A 19538-nucleotide genomic window follows, 5' to 3' on the forward strand; every position below is an offset into this window, starting at 1 on the left:
CGCATCGCTCCAACAGCGCTGCCGCCTAAAAAACAAACCCCACGTTCCGAAAAACATGGGGTTCGTCAGCAGTCTGAATGCCGTCCCGGGGACGGCATTTTTCATGGGCGCGAGCGGTTTGGAAATCGTCGCGCGTCACACGGCGGGCAAGGCCGGGCGCGTCTCGATGCCGCGCCGGATCAGCGCTTCGACTTCCTTGCGCTCCTCACCCGCGAGCGGCAGGCGCGGCGGCCGCACGGGCTCCGTGCCGAGTCCGACGATCGCCTCCGCGAGCTTGATGTTCTGCACGAGCTTGTGCGACACGTCGAGCGCGAGCAGCGGCGCGAACCAGCGGTAAATCGAACGCGCTTCCTCGACCCGTCCGGCGCGAATCAGCTTGTAGATCGCCACCGTCTCGCGCGGGAACGCGCAGACGAGCCCTGCAACCCAGCCGTGCGCGCCCATCAGCAGCGCCTCCATTGCCAGATTGTCGACGCCGCAGAAGAGCGCGTAGCGATCGCCCGTTTCGTTGATGAGATCGGTGATGCGCCGCACGTCGCCGCTCGATTCCTTGATCGCCGCGAACTTTGCGTCCTCGGCCAGTTCGGCGAACATCTTCGGCGTGACGTCGACGCCGTAGGCGAGCGGATTGTTGTAGACCATCACCGGCAGCGGACTCGCGTCGGCGACCATGCGGAAGTGGTTGAGCGTCTCGCGCCGGTCCGACAGATAGCGCAGCCCCGGCAGCACCATGTAACCCGCCGCGCCGTGGCCGGCGGCGCGTTCGGCCTGACGGCAGCCGTCGAGCGTGCTGTTTTCCGCGATCGTCAGAAGCACCGGCACGCGGCCGCGCGCGGCGTCCACGGCGATGTCGAGCACTTCGAGCTTTTCGTCGAGCGAGAGCGTCGATGCTTCGCCGAGGGACCCGCACACGATGATGCCGTCCACGCCCGCGTCGATCTGCGCGTCGATGTTCTTCGCGGTCCACGCGCGGTCTATGCTGAAATCGGCGTTGAACTTGGTGGTCACGGCGGGCATCACGCCTTCCCAGATATGCGTCACGACGGCTCTCCGAAAATGTTGGGACGGTAGGCAGTGTAAGCACCGGAAAATCGGGCGTCTTGCGTGTTTCGCGCGCGCGGCGTGCCGATTTCGGCATAGCCGTTTCGTCGTTGAAGCGCGGCCCGGGGAAGCGCTCCAGGGCAACGCCCACTTGTGCCGATATCGTCATCAAAACCGTCAAGCCGCTTCAAGACGCCCGCCGCCCGCATTTCTAGGATAGGCGGCATGAAAACCATCGACATCATCGACTCGCATACGGGCGGCGAACCGACGCGCCTCGTGATCGCGGGTGGCCCGGATCTGGGCGGCGGCACCCTCCCGCAACGTCTCGACACGTTCCGCACGCGCTTCGACGACTGGCGCCGCGCCATCGCCACCGAACCGCGCGGCTCGGACGTGATGGTCGGCGCGCTCCTGTGCGAGCCCGACGATCCGGCCGCGGCCGCGGGCGTCATCTTCTTCAATAACGTCGGCTATCTTGGCATGTGCGGGCACGGCACGATCGGGCTCGTCGCGTCGCTCGCCTACGCACGCCGAATCGCGACGGGGCGGCATCGCATCGACACGCCGGTCGGTCCCGTCGATGCGACGCTCAACGCGAACGGCAGCGTCAGCGTGCGCAACGTGCCCGCATACCGGCATCTGCGCGCGGTGACGGTCGACCTGCCCGGTCACGGTCCGCTCACGGGCGACGTCGCCTGGGGCGGCAACTGGTTCTTCCTCGTCGCGGATCACGGGCGCGAGCTCGTTCCCGCGCGCATCGGCGAGCTGACCGCCTTCACCGAAGCGATCCGCGACGCGCTGCGCGCGCAGGGCATCACGGGCGCCGATGGCGCGTACATCGACCATATCGAGCTGTTTGCGGATTCGCCGGTTCCGGGCGTCGACAGCCGCAACTTCGTGCTGTGTCCGGGCAGCGCGTACGACCGCTCGCCGTGCGGCACCGGCACGAGCGCGAAGCTCGCGTGCCTCGCGGCCGACGGTCTGCTCGCGCCGGGCGAGGTGTGGCGTCAGGAAAGCATCATCGGCAGCGTGTTCGAGGGAAGTTACTCGACCGAGCGCGACAGCCTCGTTCCGACGATCACCGGGTACGCGCACATCATGGGCGAAGGGCGTCTCGTGTTCGACGAGCGCGATCCGTTCACACGCGGCATCGAGCTCGGCGCTCAGGCATGAATGCGGATGTGATCGTCGTCGGCGCGGGGATCGTCGGGGCGGCGTGCGCGGCGGAGTTCGCGCAGCGCGGGCTGTCGGTCGAGGTGCTGGAGGCGCGCGGCATCGGCGGCGGCGCAACGGCGGCCGGCATGGGCCATATCGTCGTGATGAACGATACGCGCGCCGAGTTCGCGCTGGCGCGGGCATCGCGCGAACTGTGGCTCGCGCTCGCGCCGCAGTTGCGCGAGCGCGATGCCTTTCACCGCTGCGGCACCCTCTGGGTAGCCGAAGACGAAGAGGAGCTCGGCGCCGCCCGCGCCATGCGCGACGCGTTCGCGGCGGCGGGCGTGAACGCGCGCATGCTCGATGCGGCCGCCCTGCGCGAGTCGGAGCCGGCGCTCAGTCACGCGATGCAGGGCGGCCTTCTGATCGAGGACGACGCCATCGTGTACGCACCGGCCGCCGCGCAATGGCTTCTGAGCTGCTCGCCGGGCGCGGCGCGCATCCGCGTGTCGACCGGTTGCGCGGTTCGCGCCGTCGATGCAAACGACGCTCACGCCGGCGTCACGCTGGCGAGCGGCGAGCTTCGCTCGGCCGCGCATGTCATTGTCGCCAATGGGCTCGCGGTGCCGGATCTGATCGCCGGCGTGCCGCTCGAAGCGAAAAAGGGCCACTTGCTCATCACCGACCGCTATTCCGGCACGATCCGGCATCAGGTGCTGGAGCTCGGCTACATCAAGAGCGCGCATCACGCGCGCGGCACCTCGGTTGCGTTCAACGCGCAACCGCGTCCGACCGGGCAGGTGCTGATCGGCTCGTCGCGCCAGTTCGGCACCGTCGATCCCGCCGTCGACATCGATGTGCTTTCCGCGATGCTCGCGCGCGCGACGCGATATCTGCCCGGCATCGGCGCGCTCGACGCGATCCGCGCGTGGACCGGCTTTCGCGCGGCCACGCCCGACGGCCTGCCGCTGATCGGCCCGGCGCGTCATACGGGCGACCGGCTGTGGCTCGCGGCGGGTCACGAAGGGCTCGGCGTGACGACATCGCTCGGCACGGCGAAGCTCATCGCCGCGCAGCTCCTCGGCGATTCCGTTCCATTCGACATGCCCGACACGAGCGCCTTCTCGCCGCAACGATTCGCGGAGGAGCACGCGGATGGATGATTTCGTCAGCGTGACCGTCGACGGCGAGCCGCTCGCCGTGCCCGCTTTCACGACCGTCGCGGCGGCGCTCGCGATGCGCGGCGTCAGCGCGACGCGCCGCTCGGTCATCGGCGAGCCGCGCGCCGCGCTGTGCGGCATGGGCGTGTGCCACGAATGCCGCGTGAAGGTCGATGGCCGCGCGCATGTGCTCGGCTGTCAGACGCTTTGCCGCGACGGCCTCTCGATCGAGACCATGCGATGAAAGCCGAGCATGCCGATATCGCGATCGTCGGTGCGGGCCCCGCGGGATTGAGCGCGGCGCGAATCGCGGCACGCGCGGGCGCGCGCGTCGCGCTCATCGACGACAATCCGCGCCCCGGCGGACAGATCTGGCGGCAGGGGCCGACGCTTGCGTCCGCCGCGCCGCTGCGCGAATGGCTGGACGATGCGCGGCGTCGCCCGAACCTCTTCGTCATGAACGCGGCGAAGGTCGCCGCCGCCCCCGGCGACAAGCGGCTCTTGCTGGAACGCGACGGTGCGCCGGTCGTGCTCGGCTATTCGAAGCTCATCCTGGCGACGGGCGCGCGCGAGCGTCTCCTGCCATTCGAAGGCTGGACCTTGCCCGGCGTGAGCGGCGCGGGCGGCCTGCAGGCGCTCGTCAAGGGCGGGATGCCGGTGCGCGGCGAGCGCGTCGTCGTGGCGGGCAGCGGGCCGCTTTTGCTCGCCGTCGCCGATACCGCGCGCCGCCACGGCGCCGATGTCCTCGCAGTGATCGAGCAGGCTCCGCTTGCCCGCGTGGCGCGATTCGTCGCCTCGCTCGTGCGTACGCCGGGCAAGCTGGCGCAGGCGGCGGCGCTGGCAAGTGCGCTCGGCGTCTCGCGGTATCGCGCGGAAAGCGTCGTCGTGAAGGCGCATGGTGGAACCCGCGTCGAGGCCGTCACCATTCGCACGCGCGGGCGCGATGAAACGATTGAAGCGGATCGCATCGCGTGCGGCTACGGGCTCGTGCCGAACGCGACGCTGGCGCTCGCGCTCGGCTGCTCGATCGCCGAAGCCGACGGCGCGATCCGCGTCGACGATGCGCAGCGCACCTCGCTCGAAGACATCTACGCGGCGGGCGAATGCACGGGCGTCGGCGGGATGGAACTGGCGAGCGCGGAGGGCGCGCTCGCGGCGCATGCGGCGCTCGGCGTGTCCGCCGACGCGCGTTTCGAGCGCGAGCGCGATCGCTGGCGCGCGTTTGCCCGGCGCGTGGCGCGCGCGTTCGAACTCGGTCCCGCCGCCCGCGCGATGCCGTCTCCGGACACCTTGCTGTGCCGCTGCGAGGACGTCCCGCTCGGCGAAGTCGCCGCGCACGCGGATTGGCGCGACGCGAAGCTCCAGACGCGCTGCGGCATGGGTCCGTGTCAGGGGCGCATCTGCGGCGAGGCGGCATCCATCTACTTCGGATGGCCGCGCGCGGTGGCGCGACCGCCGTTCACGCCGGTGCGCATCGACACGCTGATCGCCGCGCGCGATCCTGCCGGGCCGCCGCATGCATAGTGGGGCCAGCGCCAATTTTGTCCGCGCCCGCGTGCTCCTATAATCGGGCGCCTGCTTCAACCGAGCGCAACTCACACCACGACGCATGACGAGCACGACAGGCCTCACGGCGAACGACGCGCCCGCGCCATCGATTGCGCCGCTTCCCGGATCGACGCTCGCCGACATGCTCGCGCATTTCGCGCTGCTCGCGCCGGTGTTCGATGCGATGCCCGACATCGTGTTCTTCGTGAAGGACCGCGAGGCGCGCTATGCGATGGTCAATCGCACGCTCGCCCGCCGCTGCGGCCACAAGGACGACAAGGCCGCGCTTCTCGGCAAGACCGCGGAGGACGTGTTTCCGCGCCGCTTCGGGCGTATCTACACGGCGCAGGATCAGGCGATCATCGCGCAGGGGCATCAACTGATCGATCAGCTCGAACTGCATCTCTACCCGGGGCGCGAGCCCGGCTGGTGCATGACCTGCAAACAGCCGCTGCACGACAGTCAGGGCAATATCGTGGGGCTCGCGGGCATATCGCGCGATCTGCAGGCCGCCGAGGGCACGCATCCGGCGTACAGCCGGCTCGCGGCGGTGGTGCAGCACATCCAGGAAAACTACGTGCACCCGCTCAACATGCGGCAGCTCGCGCAGATGGCGAACATGTCGATCGCGCAGCTGGAGCGCTATTTCCACAAGGTCTTTCATCTGACCCCGCGCCAGGTTCTTCTGAAGACGCGGCTCGACGCGGCCACGGCGCTGCTCGTCACGCACGACAAGGTCACCGATGTCGCCGCGCTGTGCGGCTATACCGATCACAGTGCGTTTACGCGTCAGTTCAAGGCGACCGTGGGCATTACGCCGAGCGAATATCGCGCGCTGTTGCAGTCCGGGGCAACGCGCCCCGATTCGGCGCGGGACGCAAATGTCTGACGGGAAATCGGGGTACGGCTGGTGCCGGAATTACACAGTCGTGCTTCGACGTTCCGGACGCGCGCGGCGCGCATCCGCGAAGAGGCCCGCCAGACGGAGCCTTCGCGGCGACGACGGCCGGCGGTCCGGTTTTTGCTCGGTTAGGCACGCCGCGACCGGGCAGAATTTCACACGTCGCGGCCAAAACCGCGAGCGTTCCGCACCGGCGCACACGCGGCATAAATAACGGTGCGTTCGGAATTTCCGCCGCGTTTTCGTGTCAATCGGAGCGCATGGCGGCGAGCAGTGGAGACCGTCGCGAGAATTCCGTTTTTGGCTGTAGAAAAGAACATCATGAGCGAAGTAGCAAGACTGGGGCATATGCGGATCGTGCTCGTCGAAGACGATCCCGAGAGCAGGGCATCGCTGCAAATGTTGCTGGAAGAGGAAGGTGCCGAAGTGATCGCCGTGGCCGACGCCGAAGATGGCGCGCAAGCAGCGATCGAGCATCTCCCCGATACGGTGATCTGCGATCTCGACCTACCCGAAATGGACGGTTTCTATCTCATCCAACGTTTGCGGGATCACGAAATACGCGGCAACCTGCCGCCTTCCGTGGCGATCGCGCTGACGGGACACGATGGCGAGGAGTATCGCCTGCGAAGCATCGGCGAAGGATTCCAGCATTTCATGACCAAGCCCGTGCAGCCCGACGAACTCGTCACGCTGATACAGGATGCCGCCGGCGCGCGGGTGGTGACTTGAGGCGCTGATACGCGGGACGAACGCGGCGTGCTTGCGCCGCGTGCCGAGTCGTCATGAACGGTCGCGATTGCGCGCTCGCGTCGCGCCCGTGATGACGGCGATACCCAGCATGATGACCGCGACGATCATGATCGTATGCTGTGAGACGTGCATCGCGACCAGCGCCCATGACACGCCGCCGATCAGGATCAGCCAGCCGATGAGGTAGATGATCAACGTCATCGATTTCTCCTTTCTCGTTGAGTATTGGTAAGCGTAGTGCGGTCTTCATGAAAGGACGCTGTCCTTTCGACGCCCGGGCGCGCACAGGTTCATTTCATGCAAGGGGCGTACCGCTGGCGGCATCGTCGAATCTGGAGCTCGGGCGATGAACGAAGCGCCGTTGGCGGGCAATTATTTCGGTCCTGCCAATTACGCGCCGAATCGCTCGGACATATCGCATGAAGACATATCTGAAACGCCTGATGGCAGTCAATTCGTTCCCATCGCGGCTTAATGACGAGAATCAGCGATTCGCCAATCTGATTCCGCCCATTCGATGGCTCTGAAATAACCCCGGGATTACTCGGCGTGGCGCTTGCGCCGTTCATGTATTTCTCGGGTTTCAAACGGCCTGGTTGAGCGTTTTCTTTCATCGGCTGGAAATTCGGTCGAAGTTCACCATACGCGGTTATCCGAAGAACTACGTGGGCATCTTCATCAAACCGCAGCGGAAGAACGTTGAGCGTGCGTTCCGGCAAGCCGATAGTGTTATTTGATGCGTGTCCCCTTGCGGCCACCGAAAAGATTTCGGCGCTTCGCACCGTCCGAACATCCTCGATTTCCGGCGTGATTGCAAAGTCGATAGCGACGCCGCTGCCGTCCGCGGTCTTGTCCGGCAGGACATGGATCACTCCGGCGACGCGGCGGATCCGCGACCACTTCAGAGTGCGGATTTCGGTCGAACGCTGACTGCGATTGGCAGCGTCGACCTCTACCTGTCCTGGCGCGGGAGGAGCGCTGTCGCCATGTTTTTTCTCAAGGACGCGAAAGGGGCGCACAATGGGTGTATTGGCAATCGGAACAGAACACTGGAGCTCTCCATGTCGCGCTTGATGAAAATCGGAAATCATGAATTTCATGTTGTTGTGCAGGCCTCGGGTGGCGGGGGCTTCACATACACCGTCGTTGATATAGACCTGACTGGTCCCCAGATCACGGAGATCCGGTACGAAAGCCACTTGTGTTTTGAAACGGAAAACGACGCCTACGAGGGCGGTTCAGCGCATGTTCGCAAACGTGCGAGAACCGGCGCAGCTCATCGCTGAGCACCATCGGGACGTCCGCCGATCATTGCAGAGATTTGTTAGCTGTTCGCTCGCAAAAGGCATAGGGTTGAGACGGCAGTCAGTTGTCAAGGGGGCGCCATGTGGCACTGCATCCGATGTCATTTCAATCTGCCGCGCGATGCTGCTCACCCAGCCATCGATTGTTTCGGTATTTATTTCGTGTGTCCTAAATGCGAGTGCCATAACAGGCTGGCGAACTACGGTAAGAACGGGCGTGTTTCGCTGCAAAAATCGCGAGTCTGGGAGTCTTTAATGCTCAACGCCCCTTTGCTGCGCCTGGAAGGCGACCTTTTCTTCCAACACGAGATTCGAAACAAGCGATTTCAAATACAAGTCACGCTCGGATGCCTGACCGACGTGTTTGGATCTGATGGTTCACTGGAGGGCGATCGAATCGCCTTTCTCGCAAATCTCGACCAAATCCTCGTGGTCGCAAAAAACAAGGTGATGAGTGGCTTGAACTCACCTATCAAGCTTTCGGCAACCGATTTTCGATTCGTCTAAGGGATCTGATCGGTTTCGGCTGCTACGCGGCGTTGGCCGTTCTCATTCGTCCGGGTTGATGACGCCGCAGCGGGTCGCGCTTGCCGGGGCGACCCATCACGGTCGGGCGTAACTCCATCAAGTCGGATGGCCGGATATAGCGGCCTGTCAGCGCCGCTGGAACGCGGCGCGCGATACGACTACGCCAGTTGGCCGATCAGCCGTTCGGCTGACCCGCCGCCGCGCGGTGCGTTGCGTACAATTAGGCGCACGACGCAACCCCCTCAGCCCAAAGGCACGGCATGGCCCGAATCGTTCCCGACGACTGGAAGAACCTCGAAGCGACCGGCGCGGCAGCGCGCGAACTCGAAACGCTCGCGCTCCTGGAACAACTGCCCGACGACTACACCGTCTATCACGGCGTGCACTGGACGCGCGTCAACGAAGGCTTTTCCGTTTTCGGCGAAGCGGATTTCGTCGTCGTCGCGCCGTCGGGGCGCGTGCTGATGATCGAGCAGAAGGCGGGCTTTCTGCGCGAGACCAGCGCGGGACTCGTCAAGGTCTATCTGCAGAAGGAGCGCAACGTCGCCATTCAGCTGGCGCGCACGCTGGAGAATCTGCATCGGCGCTTCACGGCGGCATTTGGCGCGGGCACGTATCGCATCGAGGAACTGCTCTACTGCCCCGATTACACGGTGAAGGACGCCGCGATCGCGGGCGTCGCGCCCGCGCGCATCGTCGATGCGCGCCGCAAGTCGCAGCTCGCGGGCGTCGTGCTCGAGATCCTGCCGCCCGGTGAACCGCGCTTCGAATCGGCGGCGCGCATCCACCATTTTCTCGCCGACGAGCTTTCGCTCACGCCGGACACCAACGCGCTCGTCGGCGCGGCCAACACGCTCGTCACGCGCTTGTCGGGCGGCCTCGCGACGTGGGCGCGGCGCCTCGAATTCGAACCGTTCCGCCTGCGCGTGATCGCGACCGCCGGTGCGGGCAAGACGCAGCTCGCCGTGCGCGTCATGCGCGATTCCCTGACGCAAGGCAAGAGCGTGCTCTACGTGTGCTTCAACCGGCCGCTCGCCGACCATATCCGCGCGATCGCGCCGAAGGAGGCGAAGATCGCGAACTACCATCAGCTGAGCGCGGCGGTGGCGCGCGACGCGGGCAGCCCGCCCGACTTCAGCCAGCCCGATGTCTTCGCGACGCTGGAAGAGCGCTTCGCCGCGGTGCCCGTGCCCGGGCACTGGAAGACCGACGTGCTGATCGTCGACGAAGGGCAGGATTTTCAGGCCGCGTGGGTCGAGGCGCTCGAACGCCTGCTCAATCCCGAGGGCGCCTGGTGGTGGCTCGAGGACCCGATGCAGAACCTCTATCTGCGCGAGCCGGTGCCGCTGCCCGGCTGGACCATCTTGCGCGAGACGACGAACTACCGCAGCCCGCGCGACCTGCTGGGCTTCATCCGCAAGATCGTCGGTCCCGACGTGCGGCTCGACGCGGGTAGTCCGTTCGACGGCTCGGACGTGAGCATCTCGACCTACGAGGACGGGCAGCCGGAGGAAATCGTCGAGGCGACCAAGCGCGCGATCACGCAGGCGCTGTCGCTCGGTTTCCGCAAGCAGGACATCGCGGTGCTGTCGTTCCGGGGGCGCGAAGGCTCGGCGCTCACCACCGTCGACCAGCTCGGCCCGCACCGGCTGCGCGCCTTCACCGGCACCTACGATCTCTTCGGCAACCCGGAGTATCGCGACGGCGACGTGCTGCTCGAATCGATCTATCGCTTCAAGGGACAGTCGGCGCCGTGCGTGATTCTCACGGAAGTCGATTTCGATGCGCTCGACGAGCAGGCTGCGCGCAAGATTTTCGTCGGCGCGACGCGGGCGACGATGAAGCTGATCGTGGTCGCGTCCGTGCGCGCGGCCCAGGCCATCGAGGCGTTGCAGTGAAGGATGGCAGTCACCAGCTCTGAACCGTCTCTGCGCGCACACGCCGCGCGCCCCTGGTTTCGCCGCCTCTGGTACGCGGCGCTGATCGCGCTCGCGGTCGCGCCGCCGATCGGCGCGGTCGGCTACATGCTGTACTCGGGCTTGCTCGCGCGCGAGACGCACAAGCTCGTCGTTCCGTACGACGTCTATTGGGATGCCGCGCAGTTCCAGATCGCCTACGAGCGCTTCGAGAACCACGTGCTTCTGTATCGCAATGGCATCGATGACGATGCGGACGCCGTGCGCGCGAGCTATCGCCTGCTGCGCGCGAGGCTCGCGCAGGTGTCGGACTCGCCGGGCCTCTCCGAAGGCCACGAGGCGCTCTTCAACCGGCAGCGCGAAATCCTGCGGCAGTTGCAGACCGCGCTCGCGTCCATCAAGACCGATGTCGAAGGGCTCCAGGCCGAGCGCCAGCACACCTTGCGCGTGATCGGCGTGCTGCGCCAGAACGCGCCCGTCGTCGCGGAGCTGGCGAGCGGGCGCCGGCTCATGGATGTCGTGGAGCGTGCGGCGATCGTGCGCGATTTCGACGCGAAGCGCCGCTATCTGATCCTGGGCGGCATCCTGCTCGGGCTGCTGTCGGCCGCCGCCACCTTGCTGCTGCTCTTCAACGGCTACCGGCGCACGCGCCTGATCGAGCAGCAGCGCGCGGCGCTCGCGGCCGAGCATCAGGCGACGCGCGTGGCGCGCGAGGCCGGCGTCGCGAAGGACACCTTCCTCGGCATGATCAGCCACGAGTTGCGCACGCCGTTGCACGCGATCGTCTCCTCGGTCGAACTGCTCGGCCTGAACCTGCGCGGCGACGCCGACCGCAAGATCATTCACCGGCTGGAAACGGGCGCGCGCCATCTCGAAGCGCAGATGCGCGATCTCACCGACTATGCGCGTCTAGGCGCCGGCAAGCTGGAGTTGCGCATGGCGGCGTTCGATCCGCTGGAGCTGCTCGATTCGATCGTCGATGCGAACATGCCCGCCGCGAGTGCGAAGGGCCTGGAATTACGCGGCGACTATGCGGGCGGGCGCGGTCCGATCGAATCGGACCCGCATCGCGTGCGGCAGATCGTCACGAATCTCGTGACCAACGCGATCAAGTACACGGAGGCGGGTTCGATCGACGTGCATTTCGAGCGCACGGAAAAACGCCTCGACATCTCCGTGATCGACACCGGTCCGGGCATTTCCCGCGAGCAGCTGCCGTTGATCTTCCAGGAGTTCACGCAGCTCGATTCGTCGAGCACGCGGCGCTTCGACGGCGCGGGCATGGGGCTCGCGGTCGTGCGCGGGCTCGTCGATCTGCTCGCCGGCCGGATAGAAGTGTCCAGCGAAGTGGGACAGGGCGCGGCGTTTCGCGTGAGCTTGCCCGTCGTGTCGGTGGAGCATCTTCCGGAGCGAGGCGAGCAGGAAGCCGACGCGCCCGAGTTGCGCAAATCGCGCGTGCTCGTGATCGACGACCACGAATCGATCCGCGACTCGCTGACCGAGATGCTCACGCATCTGGGCTATTCGGCGGTCGCCATGCCGCACGTGGACAGCGCGCTCGCCTGGCTGCGCGCCAACGACGCCGACGTGATCCTCGCCGATCTGCACATGCCCGGCAAGGACGGCTACTCGTTCGCGCACGAGTACCGCGCGCGCAGCGCGCCGGGCGCGAGCGTGCCGATCATCGCGGTGAGCGCCTACGCGCCCGAACTGGTCGACCCGAGCGCGGCGATCCTGTTCTTCGACTATCTGCTGAAGCCAGTGCGCTACGAAGTGCTCAAGGGCGCCGTGCACCGCGCGGTGACCGCGCGCCGGCGCGCCGCCTGACGTGCCCGGCTAGCTGCGCATCAGCCGCTTGGAAAGATCCGCGACCAGAATGCCGAGCCGCGCGGGCTTCTCGAAGCACGTGACGTTGTAGTCGCGGATGATCTGGCTGATCTCCGATTCGCTCGCCTTGCCCGTTGTCAGCTCGCCCGTCAGCACGAAGATCGGCGCGTCCGGATTGTCGGATTCGCGCACCGCGCGGATCGCGCCCGCCGACGTATGCACGCCGAACAGCCAGTCGATCACGACGGCATCGAAGACCTGCGTCTGCAGCGCTTCGAGAAACGCGTCGAGGCCATAGAAGGCCATCGCCGCGAAGCCGGTGCATTCGAGATAGTCGTGCAGGTTGTCGGCGGAGGCATGATCGTCGTCGACCACGGCGATCACCGGCTTGTCGGTGTCGGGGCGGCGCGGCTGGATCTCGATCTTGTGGACGTCGCACGCCTCCTGAAGCAGCACGCCCTCGTGCTTGGTGACGATCCAGCGGTTGTTGAGCTTCTGCGCGATGAAATCCGGACGGCTGCCCGCCTCGAGCGCGGCGCCCACCCAGGCCATGCAGGGAATCTCCAGCGAACCGAGCTTGAAGACCGCGTCGTGCGCGGTGCCTTCGGTTTCGTCCGGGCGCGTGTTGATGGAATCGAAGAGCTTGAGCGCGGGTTCGTCGAATGCATCCGCGACGCGGCGGATTTGCGCGAGCGTCCACGGACTGTTGCCGCGCAGCTTGCGGTGACCTTGCGAAAAACTCAGATCGAGGATGCGGCACAGCTCGGCGGTCTGCTGCCGCTTTCCGATGCCGTGACGGCTCATGAGCTCGCGCACGCGCTCCGCGACGGCGAGCGATTCCGAAGAAGACGTTTCAGTGACCATTCAGCCAGTCGGATCCGTAAGGGTGGGACTGCGAGAGGTGCGGTTCGGCGCGGGTCGGGCGGACCCTGCGCAGTCGATTCGATATTGTAAATGGCGCGGGTCGGTGTACTCAAAATGTCGCGGCCGGAGCCGCGCGGTCGGTTTCTTTAACCGGCGAAAGGCGCGCGACGGCCGCGCTTCTGCGCCGGTCCGCGGTTCCGCATAGGAATGGAAACTTCCGGGTCGACATATCGCCGTGGATTCGACCTTCGTCGTGCTGAACGGCCTCGTGTCCGGCGTGGTGGCGGGAATTTTCGCGGGGCGTTTTCTGCTTTACCGGCTGGCGCTGCGGCAATCGTCCGCGCCGGTTCTGAAAGGTTGTGAATGATGACGTGTTGATTTCGCCGTGAAGGCCATCGAGAGCCTCTTCACGGCGATGCGCATTACTGCGGCTGAATGTTGGCGGCCTGCAGGCCCTTCGGCCCTTGCTTTACGTCGAACGACACACGCTGATATTCCTGCAGGGACTTGAAGCCATCCGCGCGAATCTCGGAGAAATGCGCAAACAGGTCAGGACTGCCGTCGTCCGGTTTGATGAAGCCGAAGCCCTTTGCATCGTTGAACCATTTCACAGTGCCGGTTGCCATCGTTTCCTCTTTGTCTGCAGCGTTGGGCGAGGACCGTCCTCGCATCGGTGGATAGATTCGATTCGAAAATGCGCGAATCACGCCAGGGCGGCCGCGCTCGCGTGTGCCGGCCCTTGGGCGACGAGGATTTCGCCGAGCAGGGTCGAAAGCTGGCCCTCGGCTTCGCGTCCGCTGAACTCGCGCAGCGTGTCGAGCAGGCTGCGCCACGGCGCGGGCCAGCGCGTTTCGCGCACGCAGTGCCCGGCGGAGTCGGTGATGCGCAGCAGCGCGGTGTCGGGGAAGTAGGTCAGCGTGACGGGCATGCCGTCGAGAACGCAGGTAGCGGTGCAGGCTTTCGGAGTGAACATGCTTTTCGTGGTGAGGGTTCGTCATGCGCGCGGGTCGCGCGTCTCGAAGTCGGCGGCTGCGTGCTCAAGCAACGCCTGTGCCCGATGGGCGAACGGGCGACGAGCACTGCGGCGAATCGGTGCAAACCGAATGAAAGTTCGCGATTGTTGAACGGAGTATTGTCGATTTTCACGACAATTGACGGTTTTACGCGTTATAAACTGCGATGCAACATCGTTCGGAGGTCGCCGTGTTGCTCGCCGTTCTTCTTCTCTGGCCTTTCGGGGTCATTGCGCTTTTTACGTTCGCGCTTTTCGCCGACAGAAACTTCCGGGACACGCTCGTTCCACAAAAAGGACTCGCGGGTGCGCGGGTTCAGCGTTCGGGGGGACGCCCGCCGGAATCGCCCTGAGCCGCTGATGCCGCTCGAAATTCCTTAACTCTTATCGAGAAATTTTAATTTTCGGGGCGATTGCGGGCTTCGCATCGAAAAAGCCTAACGCGATGACGTCGCCGCGCCATTGACGAACGCCTCGCGCACCACTTCCTCGATGCGGTCGAGAACCACGCGCGGAATCCGCTGATACTGTTTCCTGCGATGCGCCGAAAGCACACCCTTGTTCGACTGAATCATGCGGATCAGTGCGGACAGATCTTTCCGCGGCAGGTCGAACTCGTCGTTCAACTGCGCGAATGCCGCGTCATAACCCTGCAGCCAGGCGATTTCGCGCGGGATTTCCTCGCGCACGGCGAGCTTGATCATCGCGTGCAGGAACGCCACCTCGCGGTCGGCGTTGAAGAACCGGTAGGCGCGGCTCGACGGCGCCTGGAGGATGAGCGGCTCCGTATCGACGCGCCGGTAATTCCATAGCCTCGTCACCGGACGCGAAAAGGCCGTCAGGACGGTGTGATATGCCGGTATGTTCCGTTCCATGACCGCCGAAACGGGGATCACCGTATCCGGGCCCAGCAAGCCCGAGCGCGCCAGCACGTGCTGGATGAGGAACCGATGCAGCCGGCCGTTGCCGTCGAAAAAGGGATGCAGGTAGACGAAGCCGAAGGCGGCGCAGGCGGCTTTCACGAGCACGTCGGGGCAGCGCTTCTGATCGTTGACGAAATGTTCCCAGTCCGCCATGACGCGCCGCAGATCGTCGATCGGCGCCGGGAAAAAGTCGATGCGGCCCGCCGCGTCCTCCAGCCAGTTCTGCTTGGTCCGGTACGACGCTTCCTGGCTGTAGACGTCGCGCACGATGACGTTCTGCAACTGCACCAGCCATTCCTCGTCCACTTTCGCCGGTTCGCCCGCGCGCCTGAGAAGCTGCACGAAGCGCTCCTGCTTGTCGGAGCTGGGCGTCTCCGATTCGATCGCGTAACTGCCGCGCGTCTCCGACAGATACAGAAACGCGAGCGCGCGCCGATAGAGTTCGGGGTCCTGCATCGCATCCAGCGCGTTTTGCGCTTCGAGAAGCAGGTCGGCCAGTGGCGGATCGTCGGGAATGGCGGAGCGATGCACGGTCGGACAGAAATGCGGCGTGCCGAGCGCGTTGTCGCGCACGCGAAAACGCGGCGCGCGGGTGGGCTGCGGCGCGGTGTAATAGCGATCGGCTGGAAAGAGATCGACATAGCCGCCCCTGACGCTCACGCCCGCCTCCAGTTCCTTGCCGGTCAGCCACTCCCAGAGAAAGCAGGCGCGACGAATCTGCTCGCCGGTCGGCGTCGCGCGCAGACGGGCGATGAGATCGCCGGGCTCGATATGCTCGAACGCCGCGTCGATGACTTCGAGATTCACGCCTTCGTGACGCAGCGCGAACTCCAGATGTCCGACGGGCGTATCGTCGAAAGCCACGCTGTTGGGAAACAGAATCTGGCTCTCGCTGTCGATACGCCGGTTCACGGACGAACTGGCGTAGGCGAGCTTCTGCGGCGGCGTCACGCGCAGTTCGCCGATGGCAATGAGGCGGGCGTAGCCGATGGGCGTCATCGAGATTTCTTCACCGTTATCGAGAAGTTATAACTTTAGGCTCATTTTTACCGGTTTTCATCGAAAAATTATAACGGCGGCTCCGGCCCGCGCCCCGACCGATCCGCTTTTGCTATCGAACGATCGCCCTTTCGAATTGTTGCGCTATTGGCGCGGGGCTATAGTGCCTCTCACGGCATGAAACCCGACGAACAACGAAAGGAGACGAACCCATGAACCGTATCGACCTGGCGGACCGCACCGTGATCGTCACGGGCGGCGCGCGCGGCATCGGTCTCGCGGTGGCGGAGCGGGCGCTGGAATCGGGCGCGGGCGTATCGCTGTGGGATGTGGACGGCGAACGCCTGCAGCGCACGAGCGCGGAACTCGCGGCGAAATACGAGGGACGCAAGGTCAGCGACGCGGTCGTCGAACTGACCGACGAAGCCTCCGTCGATGCCGCCGTCAAGAACACGCTCGCCGCGCACGGCAGGATCGACGTGCTCGTCAACAACGCGGGCATCACGGGCGGCAACGGCACGACCTGGGAGCTCGCACCGGACGTGTGGCGCCGCGTGATCGACGTCAATCTCATCGGGCCTTATCTGACCTGCCGCGCCGTCGTGCCGCACATGCTGAAGGCGGGCTACGGGCGCATCGTCAATATCGCGTCGATCGCGGGCAAGGAGGGCAATCCGAACGCCTCGCACTACAGCGCGTCGAAGGCCGGGCTGATCGGCCTCACCAAGTCGCTCGGCAAGGAGCTCGCGGGCAAGAACATCCTCGTGAACGCCGTCACGCCCGCTGCCGCCAAGACCGAAATCTTCGATTCGATGTCGCAGCAGCACATCGACTACATGCTTTCCAGGATACCGATGAACCGCTTCCTGATGCCGCAGGAGGCCGCCTCGCTGATCCTGTGGCTCGCGTCCGAGGACTGCGCATTCAGCACGGGCGCCGTGTTCGATCTGTCGGGCGGGCGCGCGACTTACTGAGCGCGCGGCGGCTTCCAACGAGTCATCTGGAGAGAGACATGAATGACTCCGCAAGCGCGGAAGGCGCCGTCACGTCCCGCGTGATGCGCCGGCTGCTGCCGTTCCTGCTGCTGATGTACGTGCTGGCGTTTCTCGATCGCGCGAACATCGGCTTCGCGCAGAAGGCGCTGCAGCAGGACACGGGCCTCACGAACGCCGCGTTCGCCTTCGGCGCGGGCGTGTTCTTCGTCGGCTATGCGCTGTTCGAAGTGCCGAGCAACCTGCTGCTGCATCGCGTCGGCGCGAAGCTGTGGCTGTGCCGCATCATGGTGACCTGGGGCCTCGTCTCGGCGGGGATGGCCTTCGCGCATACCGCCGCGGCCTTCCACGTGCTGCGCTTTCTGCTCGGCGTGGCGGAGGCGGGCTTCTTTCCGGGCATCGTGTATTACCTGACGCGCTGGTTTCCGCAATCGTCGCGGGCGCGCGCGCTCGGCGTGTTCTATTTCGGCGCGCCGCTCGCGTTCATCTTCGGCGCGCCGCTTTCCGGCTTGCTGCTCGATCTGCACGGCGCGCTCGGCTTCAAAGGCTGGCAATGGCTGTTTCTGATCGAAGGGCTGCTCGCGTCGATCGTCGGCGCGTGGGCGTTCTGGTATCTCGACGACGATCCCGCGAAGGCACGCTGGCTCACGAACGAGCAACGCGCGCTGCTCGTCGGGCGCCTCGCCGACGACGCGCGCGCCGCGGCCTCGCACGGACCGCGTCGCGTGCTGGCGGCGCTCGTCGATCCGCGCGTGCTGGTGCTGTGCTGCGTGTATTTCCTGATCCAGGCGGCGGTGTACGGCGTCGTCTTCTATCTGCCGCAGCAGGTGTCGGCGCTGCTCGGCGCCAAGGTGGGCTTTCGCGTCGGGCTCGTGACGGCGCTGCCGTGGATCGCCGCCGTGATCGTCACGTGGATCGTGCCGCGTCATGCCGATCGCACGGGCAGGCATCGCCTCTGCGCCGTGGCCCTGCTGGCGATGTCGGGCGTCGCGATCGCGGTGTCGGGGCTCGCGGGCACGCCGGTCGTCTCGCTCATTGCGCTGTGCTGCGCGGCGAGCGGCTTCATTGCCGCGCAGCCGCTCTTCTGGACGTTCCCGACGCGCTATCTCACGGGCGCGGCCGCGGCGGCGGGCATTGCCCTCATCAACTCGCTCGGCGGCCTCGGCGGATTCTTCGCGCCGCTGGCCCGCACCGCCGCCGAAGCCGCGTTCCATTCGACGAGCGCCGGACTCATGGTGCTCGCCGGCGCGAGCGTCCTCGCGGCGTTGATCATCATCCTGATGGTGCGCACGCATGAAAGCAGCCCGATCGCCGATGCGCGCGGCAAGCCCGCGAAAGCATCCTAGACAACGAAGCCAAACACGGAGCCAGACCATGTCCATGCCCACGATTCGCCAGGTGCGCGCCTTTACCGTTCGCGGCGGCGGCGCCGATTATCACGATCAGGGCGCCGATCACTGGATCGACGATCACATCGCCACGCCGATGGCCCGCTATCCCGAATACCGCAAGAGCCGCCAGTCGTTCGGGCTGAACGTGCTCGGCTCGCTCGTCGTCGAGATCGAGGCGAGCGACGGCACCGTCGGCTTCGCGGTGACGACGGGCGGCGAGATCGGCGCGTTCATCGTCGAGAAGCATCTCGCGCGCTTCATCGAAGGGCAGCGCGTGACCGACATCGAAAAGATGTGGGATCAGATGTTCAACGCGACGCTGTATTACGGGCGCAAGGGGATCGTGCTGAACGCCATCTCGGGCGTCGATCTCGCGCTATGGGATCTGCTCGCCAAGGTGCGCAAGGAACCGGTGTTCCAGCTGCTCGGCGGCCCGGTGCGCGACGAGCTGCAGTTCTACGCGACCGGCGCGCGCCCCGATCTCGCCAAGGAGATGGGTTTCATCGGCGGCAAGATGCCCTTGCAGCATGGTCCGGCCGAAGGCGAGGAAGGGCTCGCGAAGAACATCGCGAAGCTCGCGGACATGCGCTCGAAAGTCGGCGACGATTTCTGGCTCATGTTCGACTGCTGGATGAGCCTCGATCTCAACTACGCGAAGCGTCTCGCGAACGCGGCGCGCGAATACGGCCTGAAGTGGATCGAGGAAGCGCTGCCGCCGGACGACTACTGGGGCTATGCGGAACTGCGCCGCGCGGTCCCGAGCGGCATGATGGTGACGACCGGCGAGCACGAGGCGACGCGCTGGGGCTTTCGCATGCTGTTCGAGATGGGCTGCGCGGATCTCGTGCAGCCGGACGTCGGCTGGTGCGGCGGCATCACGGAGCTCATCAAGATCTCGGCCCTCGCGGATGCGCACAACGTGCTCGTCGTGCCGCACGGATCGTCGGTGTACAGCTATCACTTCGTCGTGACGCGCCACAACTCGCCATTCGCCGAGTTCCTGATGATGGCGCCCAAGGCCGATCAGGTCGTGCCGATGTTTACGCCCTTGCTGCTCGACGAACCCGTGCCGGTGAACGGCCGCATGAAGGTGCCGGAGACGCCGGGCTTCGGCGTGCGGCTGAATCCGGAGTGCGCGTTGACGCGTCCTTGCACACATTGACACATATCGGACGACTTCCTTCGGCCGTGACAGTTTGAGACGGAATCGGCAGCTCAATC

The 19538-nt window shown here is 65.5% G+C and carries 20 protein-coding genes; 13 read left to right on the plus strand and 7 right to left on the minus strand.

Annotation, left to right across the window (positions count from 1 at the left end):
• Positions 1–135: 135 nt before the first annotated feature.
• Positions 136–1041: a dihydrodipicolinate synthase family protein gene (locus AWB83_RS24930; protein ID WP_087048294.1), complete on the minus strand. Its 906-nt coding sequence runs from the start codon at positions 1039–1041 to the stop codon at positions 136–138.
• Between the two features lie 216 nt (positions 1042–1257).
• On the opposite strand from AWB83_RS24930, the gene AWB83_RS24935 reads away from it, so the two are divergent.
• The 6 genes from AWB83_RS24935 (at position 1258) to AWB83_RS24960 (ending at position 6540) form a co-directional block, all read left to right on the plus strand.
• On the plus strand, positions 1258–2217 hold the full coding sequence (locus AWB83_RS24935) for a 4-hydroxyproline epimerase (RefSeq protein WP_087048393.1): 960 nt from the start codon (positions 1258–1260) through the stop codon (positions 2215–2217).
• Positions 2214–3362 carry an NAD(P)/FAD-dependent oxidoreductase gene (locus tag AWB83_RS24940; RefSeq protein WP_087048295.1) on the plus strand — a complete coding sequence of 383 codons (1149 nt, stop codon included), beginning with the start codon at positions 2214–2216 and terminating at the stop codon, positions 3360–3362. Before AWB83_RS24935 ends, AWB83_RS24940 begins: the two co-directional genes overlap by 4 nt.
• Positions 3355–3603 (plus strand): (2Fe-2S)-binding protein, encoded by a 249-nt coding sequence (locus AWB83_RS24945; protein ID WP_087048296.1) that lies wholly within the window; start codon positions 3355–3357, stop codon positions 3601–3603. The genes AWB83_RS24940 and AWB83_RS24945 overlap by 8 nt, the downstream gene beginning before the upstream one ends.
• On the plus strand, positions 3600–4883 hold the full coding sequence (locus AWB83_RS24950; protein ID WP_087048297.1) for an NAD(P)/FAD-dependent oxidoreductase: 1284 nt from the start codon (positions 3600–3602) through the stop codon (positions 4881–4883). Before AWB83_RS24945 ends, AWB83_RS24950 begins: the two co-directional genes overlap by 4 nt.
• Positions 4884–5049: 166 nt before the next feature.
• A complete protein-coding gene (locus AWB83_RS24955) occupies positions 5050–5796 on the plus strand; it encodes an AraC family transcriptional regulator (RefSeq protein WP_087048394.1) in 747 nt (248 codons plus the stop codon).
• Between the two features lie 333 nt (positions 5797–6129).
• Entirely contained in the window at positions 6130–6540 is a 411-nt protein-coding gene (locus AWB83_RS24960) for a response regulator (RefSeq protein WP_244197882.1), read from the plus strand.
• 51 nt (positions 6541–6591) lie between these two features.
• Here AWB83_RS24960 and AWB83_RS36855 read toward each other — a convergent pair whose 3' ends face one another.
• Positions 6592–6762 carry a hypothetical protein gene (locus AWB83_RS36855; RefSeq protein ID WP_167389160.1) on the minus strand — a complete coding sequence of 57 codons (171 nt, stop codon included), beginning with the start codon at positions 6760–6762 and terminating at the stop codon, positions 6592–6594.
• An 89-nt stretch (positions 6763–6851) separates the two neighbouring features.
• Positions 6852–7661, minus strand: a complete 810-nt coding sequence (locus AWB83_RS36210; protein WP_143750103.1) for a hypothetical protein — start codon at positions 7659–7661, stop codon at positions 6852–6854.
• Between the two features lie 285 nt (positions 7662–7946).
• On the opposite strand from AWB83_RS36210, the gene AWB83_RS36215 reads away from it, so the two are divergent.
• The 3 genes from AWB83_RS36215 (at position 7947) to AWB83_RS24980 (ending at position 12136) form a co-directional block, all read left to right on the plus strand.
• Positions 7947–8372 (plus strand): hypothetical protein, encoded by a 426-nt coding sequence (locus AWB83_RS36215; RefSeq protein WP_143750104.1) that lies wholly within the window; start codon positions 7947–7949, stop codon positions 8370–8372.
• Between the two features lie 281 nt (positions 8373–8653).
• Entirely contained in the window at positions 8654–10291 is a 1638-nt protein-coding gene (locus tag AWB83_RS24975) for an ATP-binding domain-containing protein (RefSeq protein WP_087048301.1), read from the plus strand.
• A 3-nt stretch (positions 10292–10294) separates the two neighbouring features.
• Positions 10295–12136 (plus strand): ATP-binding response regulator, encoded by a 1842-nt coding sequence (locus AWB83_RS24980; RefSeq protein ID WP_087048302.1) that lies wholly within the window; start codon positions 10295–10297, stop codon positions 12134–12136.
• A 9-nt stretch (positions 12137–12145) separates the two neighbouring features.
• Here AWB83_RS24980 and AWB83_RS24985 read toward each other — a convergent pair whose 3' ends face one another.
• Positions 12146–13000 (minus strand): helix-turn-helix domain-containing protein, encoded by an 855-nt coding sequence (locus tag AWB83_RS24985; RefSeq protein WP_087048303.1) that lies wholly within the window; start codon positions 12998–13000, stop codon positions 12146–12148.
• Positions 13001–13235: 235 nt separating this feature from the next.
• On the opposite strand from AWB83_RS24985, the gene AWB83_RS37555 reads away from it, so the two are divergent.
• A complete protein-coding gene (locus tag AWB83_RS37555) occupies positions 13236–13367 on the plus strand; it encodes a hypothetical protein (protein ID WP_279629096.1) in 132 nt (43 codons plus the stop codon).
• A 55-nt stretch (positions 13368–13422) separates the two neighbouring features.
• Here AWB83_RS37555 and AWB83_RS24990 read toward each other — a convergent pair whose 3' ends face one another.
• From AWB83_RS24990 to AWB83_RS25005, 3 genes are all read right to left on the minus strand, one after another.
• Positions 13423–13626, minus strand: a complete 204-nt coding sequence (locus AWB83_RS24990; protein WP_087048304.1) for a cold-shock protein — start codon at positions 13624–13626, stop codon at positions 13423–13425.
• 77 nt (positions 13627–13703) lie between these two features.
• Positions 13704–13973 (minus strand): hypothetical protein, encoded by a 270-nt coding sequence (locus tag AWB83_RS24995; protein WP_244197876.1) that lies wholly within the window; start codon positions 13971–13973, stop codon positions 13704–13706.
• Between the two features lie 476 nt (positions 13974–14449).
• On the minus strand, positions 14450–15934 hold the full coding sequence (locus AWB83_RS25005) for a Fic family protein (RefSeq protein ID WP_087048307.1): 1485 nt from the start codon (positions 15932–15934) through the stop codon (positions 14450–14452).
• Positions 15935–16146: 212 nt separating this feature from the next.
• Between AWB83_RS25005 and AWB83_RS25010 the strand changes: the two genes are divergently transcribed.
• From AWB83_RS25010 to rhmD, 3 genes are read left to right on the plus strand one after another with little or no spacing between them, the layout of a single operon-like run.
• Complete coding sequence (locus tag AWB83_RS25010) at positions 16147–16908, plus strand: SDR family NAD(P)-dependent oxidoreductase (RefSeq protein WP_087048308.1); 762 nt, start codon at positions 16147–16149, stop codon at positions 16906–16908.
• 38 nt (positions 16909–16946) lie between these two features.
• Positions 16947–18272, plus strand: coding sequence for an MFS transporter (locus AWB83_RS25015; protein ID WP_087048309.1), 1326 nt, complete (start codon positions 16947–16949; stop codon positions 18270–18272).
• Between the two features lie 28 nt (positions 18273–18300).
• Positions 18301–19479: an L-rhamnonate dehydratase gene (gene rhmD, locus AWB83_RS25020; RefSeq protein ID WP_087048310.1), complete on the plus strand. Its 1179-nt coding sequence runs from the start codon at positions 18301–18303 to the stop codon at positions 19477–19479.
• The last annotated feature ends 59 nt before the right edge of the window (positions 19480–19538 follow it).

The sequence above is a fragment of the Caballeronia ptereochthonis genome (assembly GCF_001545075.1).
GTDB lineage: Bacteria > Pseudomonadota > Gammaproteobacteria > Burkholderiales > Burkholderiaceae > Caballeronia > Caballeronia ptereochthonis.

What these genes read in the sequence shown, in the direction of transcription:
- AWB83_RS24990 (WP_087048304.1), bottom strand. Translation starts at nt 13,626, where the DNA reads ATGGCAACCGGCACTGTGAAATGGTTCAACGATGCAAAGGGCTTCGGC.
- AWB83_RS24985 (WP_087048303.1), bottom strand. Translation starts at nt 13,000, where the DNA reads ATGGTCACTGAAACGTCTTCTTCGGAATCGCTCGCCGTCGCGGAGCGC.
- AWB83_RS24960 (WP_244197882.1), top strand. Translation starts at nt 6,130, where the DNA reads ATGAGCGAAGTAGCAAGACTGGGGCATATGCGGATCGTGCTCGTCGAA.
- AWB83_RS25015 (WP_087048309.1), top strand. Translation starts at nt 16,947, where the DNA reads ATGAATGACTCCGCAAGCGCGGAAGGCGCCGTCACGTCCCGCGTGATG.
- AWB83_RS24975 (WP_087048301.1), top strand. Translation starts at nt 8,654, where the DNA reads ATGGCCCGAATCGTTCCCGACGACTGGAAGAACCTCGAAGCGACCGGC.
- AWB83_RS24950 (WP_087048297.1), top strand. Translation starts at nt 3,600, where the DNA reads ATGAAAGCCGAGCATGCCGATATCGCGATCGTCGGTGCGGGCCCCGCG.
- AWB83_RS25010 (WP_087048308.1), top strand. Translation starts at nt 16,147, where the DNA reads ATGAACCGTATCGACCTGGCGGACCGCACCGTGATCGTCACGGGCGGC.
- AWB83_RS24955 (WP_087048394.1), top strand. Translation starts at nt 5,050, where the DNA reads ATGCTCGCGCATTTCGCGCTGCTCGCGCCGGTGTTCGATGCGATGCCC.
- AWB83_RS36855 (WP_167389160.1), bottom strand. Translation starts at nt 6,762, where the DNA reads ATGACGTTGATCATCTACCTCATCGGCTGGCTGATCCTGATCGGCGGC.
- AWB83_RS24945 (WP_087048296.1), top strand. Translation starts at nt 3,355, where the DNA reads ATGGATGATTTCGTCAGCGTGACCGTCGACGGCGAGCCGCTCGCCGTG.
- AWB83_RS24940 (WP_087048295.1), top strand. Translation starts at nt 2,214, where the DNA reads ATGAATGCGGATGTGATCGTCGTCGGCGCGGGGATCGTCGGGGCGGCG.
- AWB83_RS36215 (WP_143750104.1), top strand. Translation starts at nt 7,947, where the DNA reads ATGTGGCACTGCATCCGATGTCATTTCAATCTGCCGCGCGATGCTGCT.
- rhmD (WP_087048310.1), top strand. Translation starts at nt 18,301, where the DNA reads ATGTCCATGCCCACGATTCGCCAGGTGCGCGCCTTTACCGTTCGCGGC.
- AWB83_RS24995 (WP_244197876.1), bottom strand. Translation starts at nt 13,973, where the DNA reads ATGTTCACTCCGAAAGCCTGCACCGCTACCTGCGTTCTCGACGGCATG.
- AWB83_RS25005 (WP_087048307.1), bottom strand. Translation starts at nt 15,934, where the DNA reads ATGACGCCCATCGGCTACGCCCGCCTCATTGCCATCGGCGAACTGCGC.
- AWB83_RS36210 (WP_143750103.1), bottom strand. Translation starts at nt 7,661, where the DNA reads ATGAAATTCATGATTTCCGATTTTCATCAAGCGCGACATGGAGAGCTC.
- AWB83_RS24980 (WP_087048302.1), top strand. Translation starts at nt 10,295, where the DNA reads ATGGCAGTCACCAGCTCTGAACCGTCTCTGCGCGCACACGCCGCGCGC.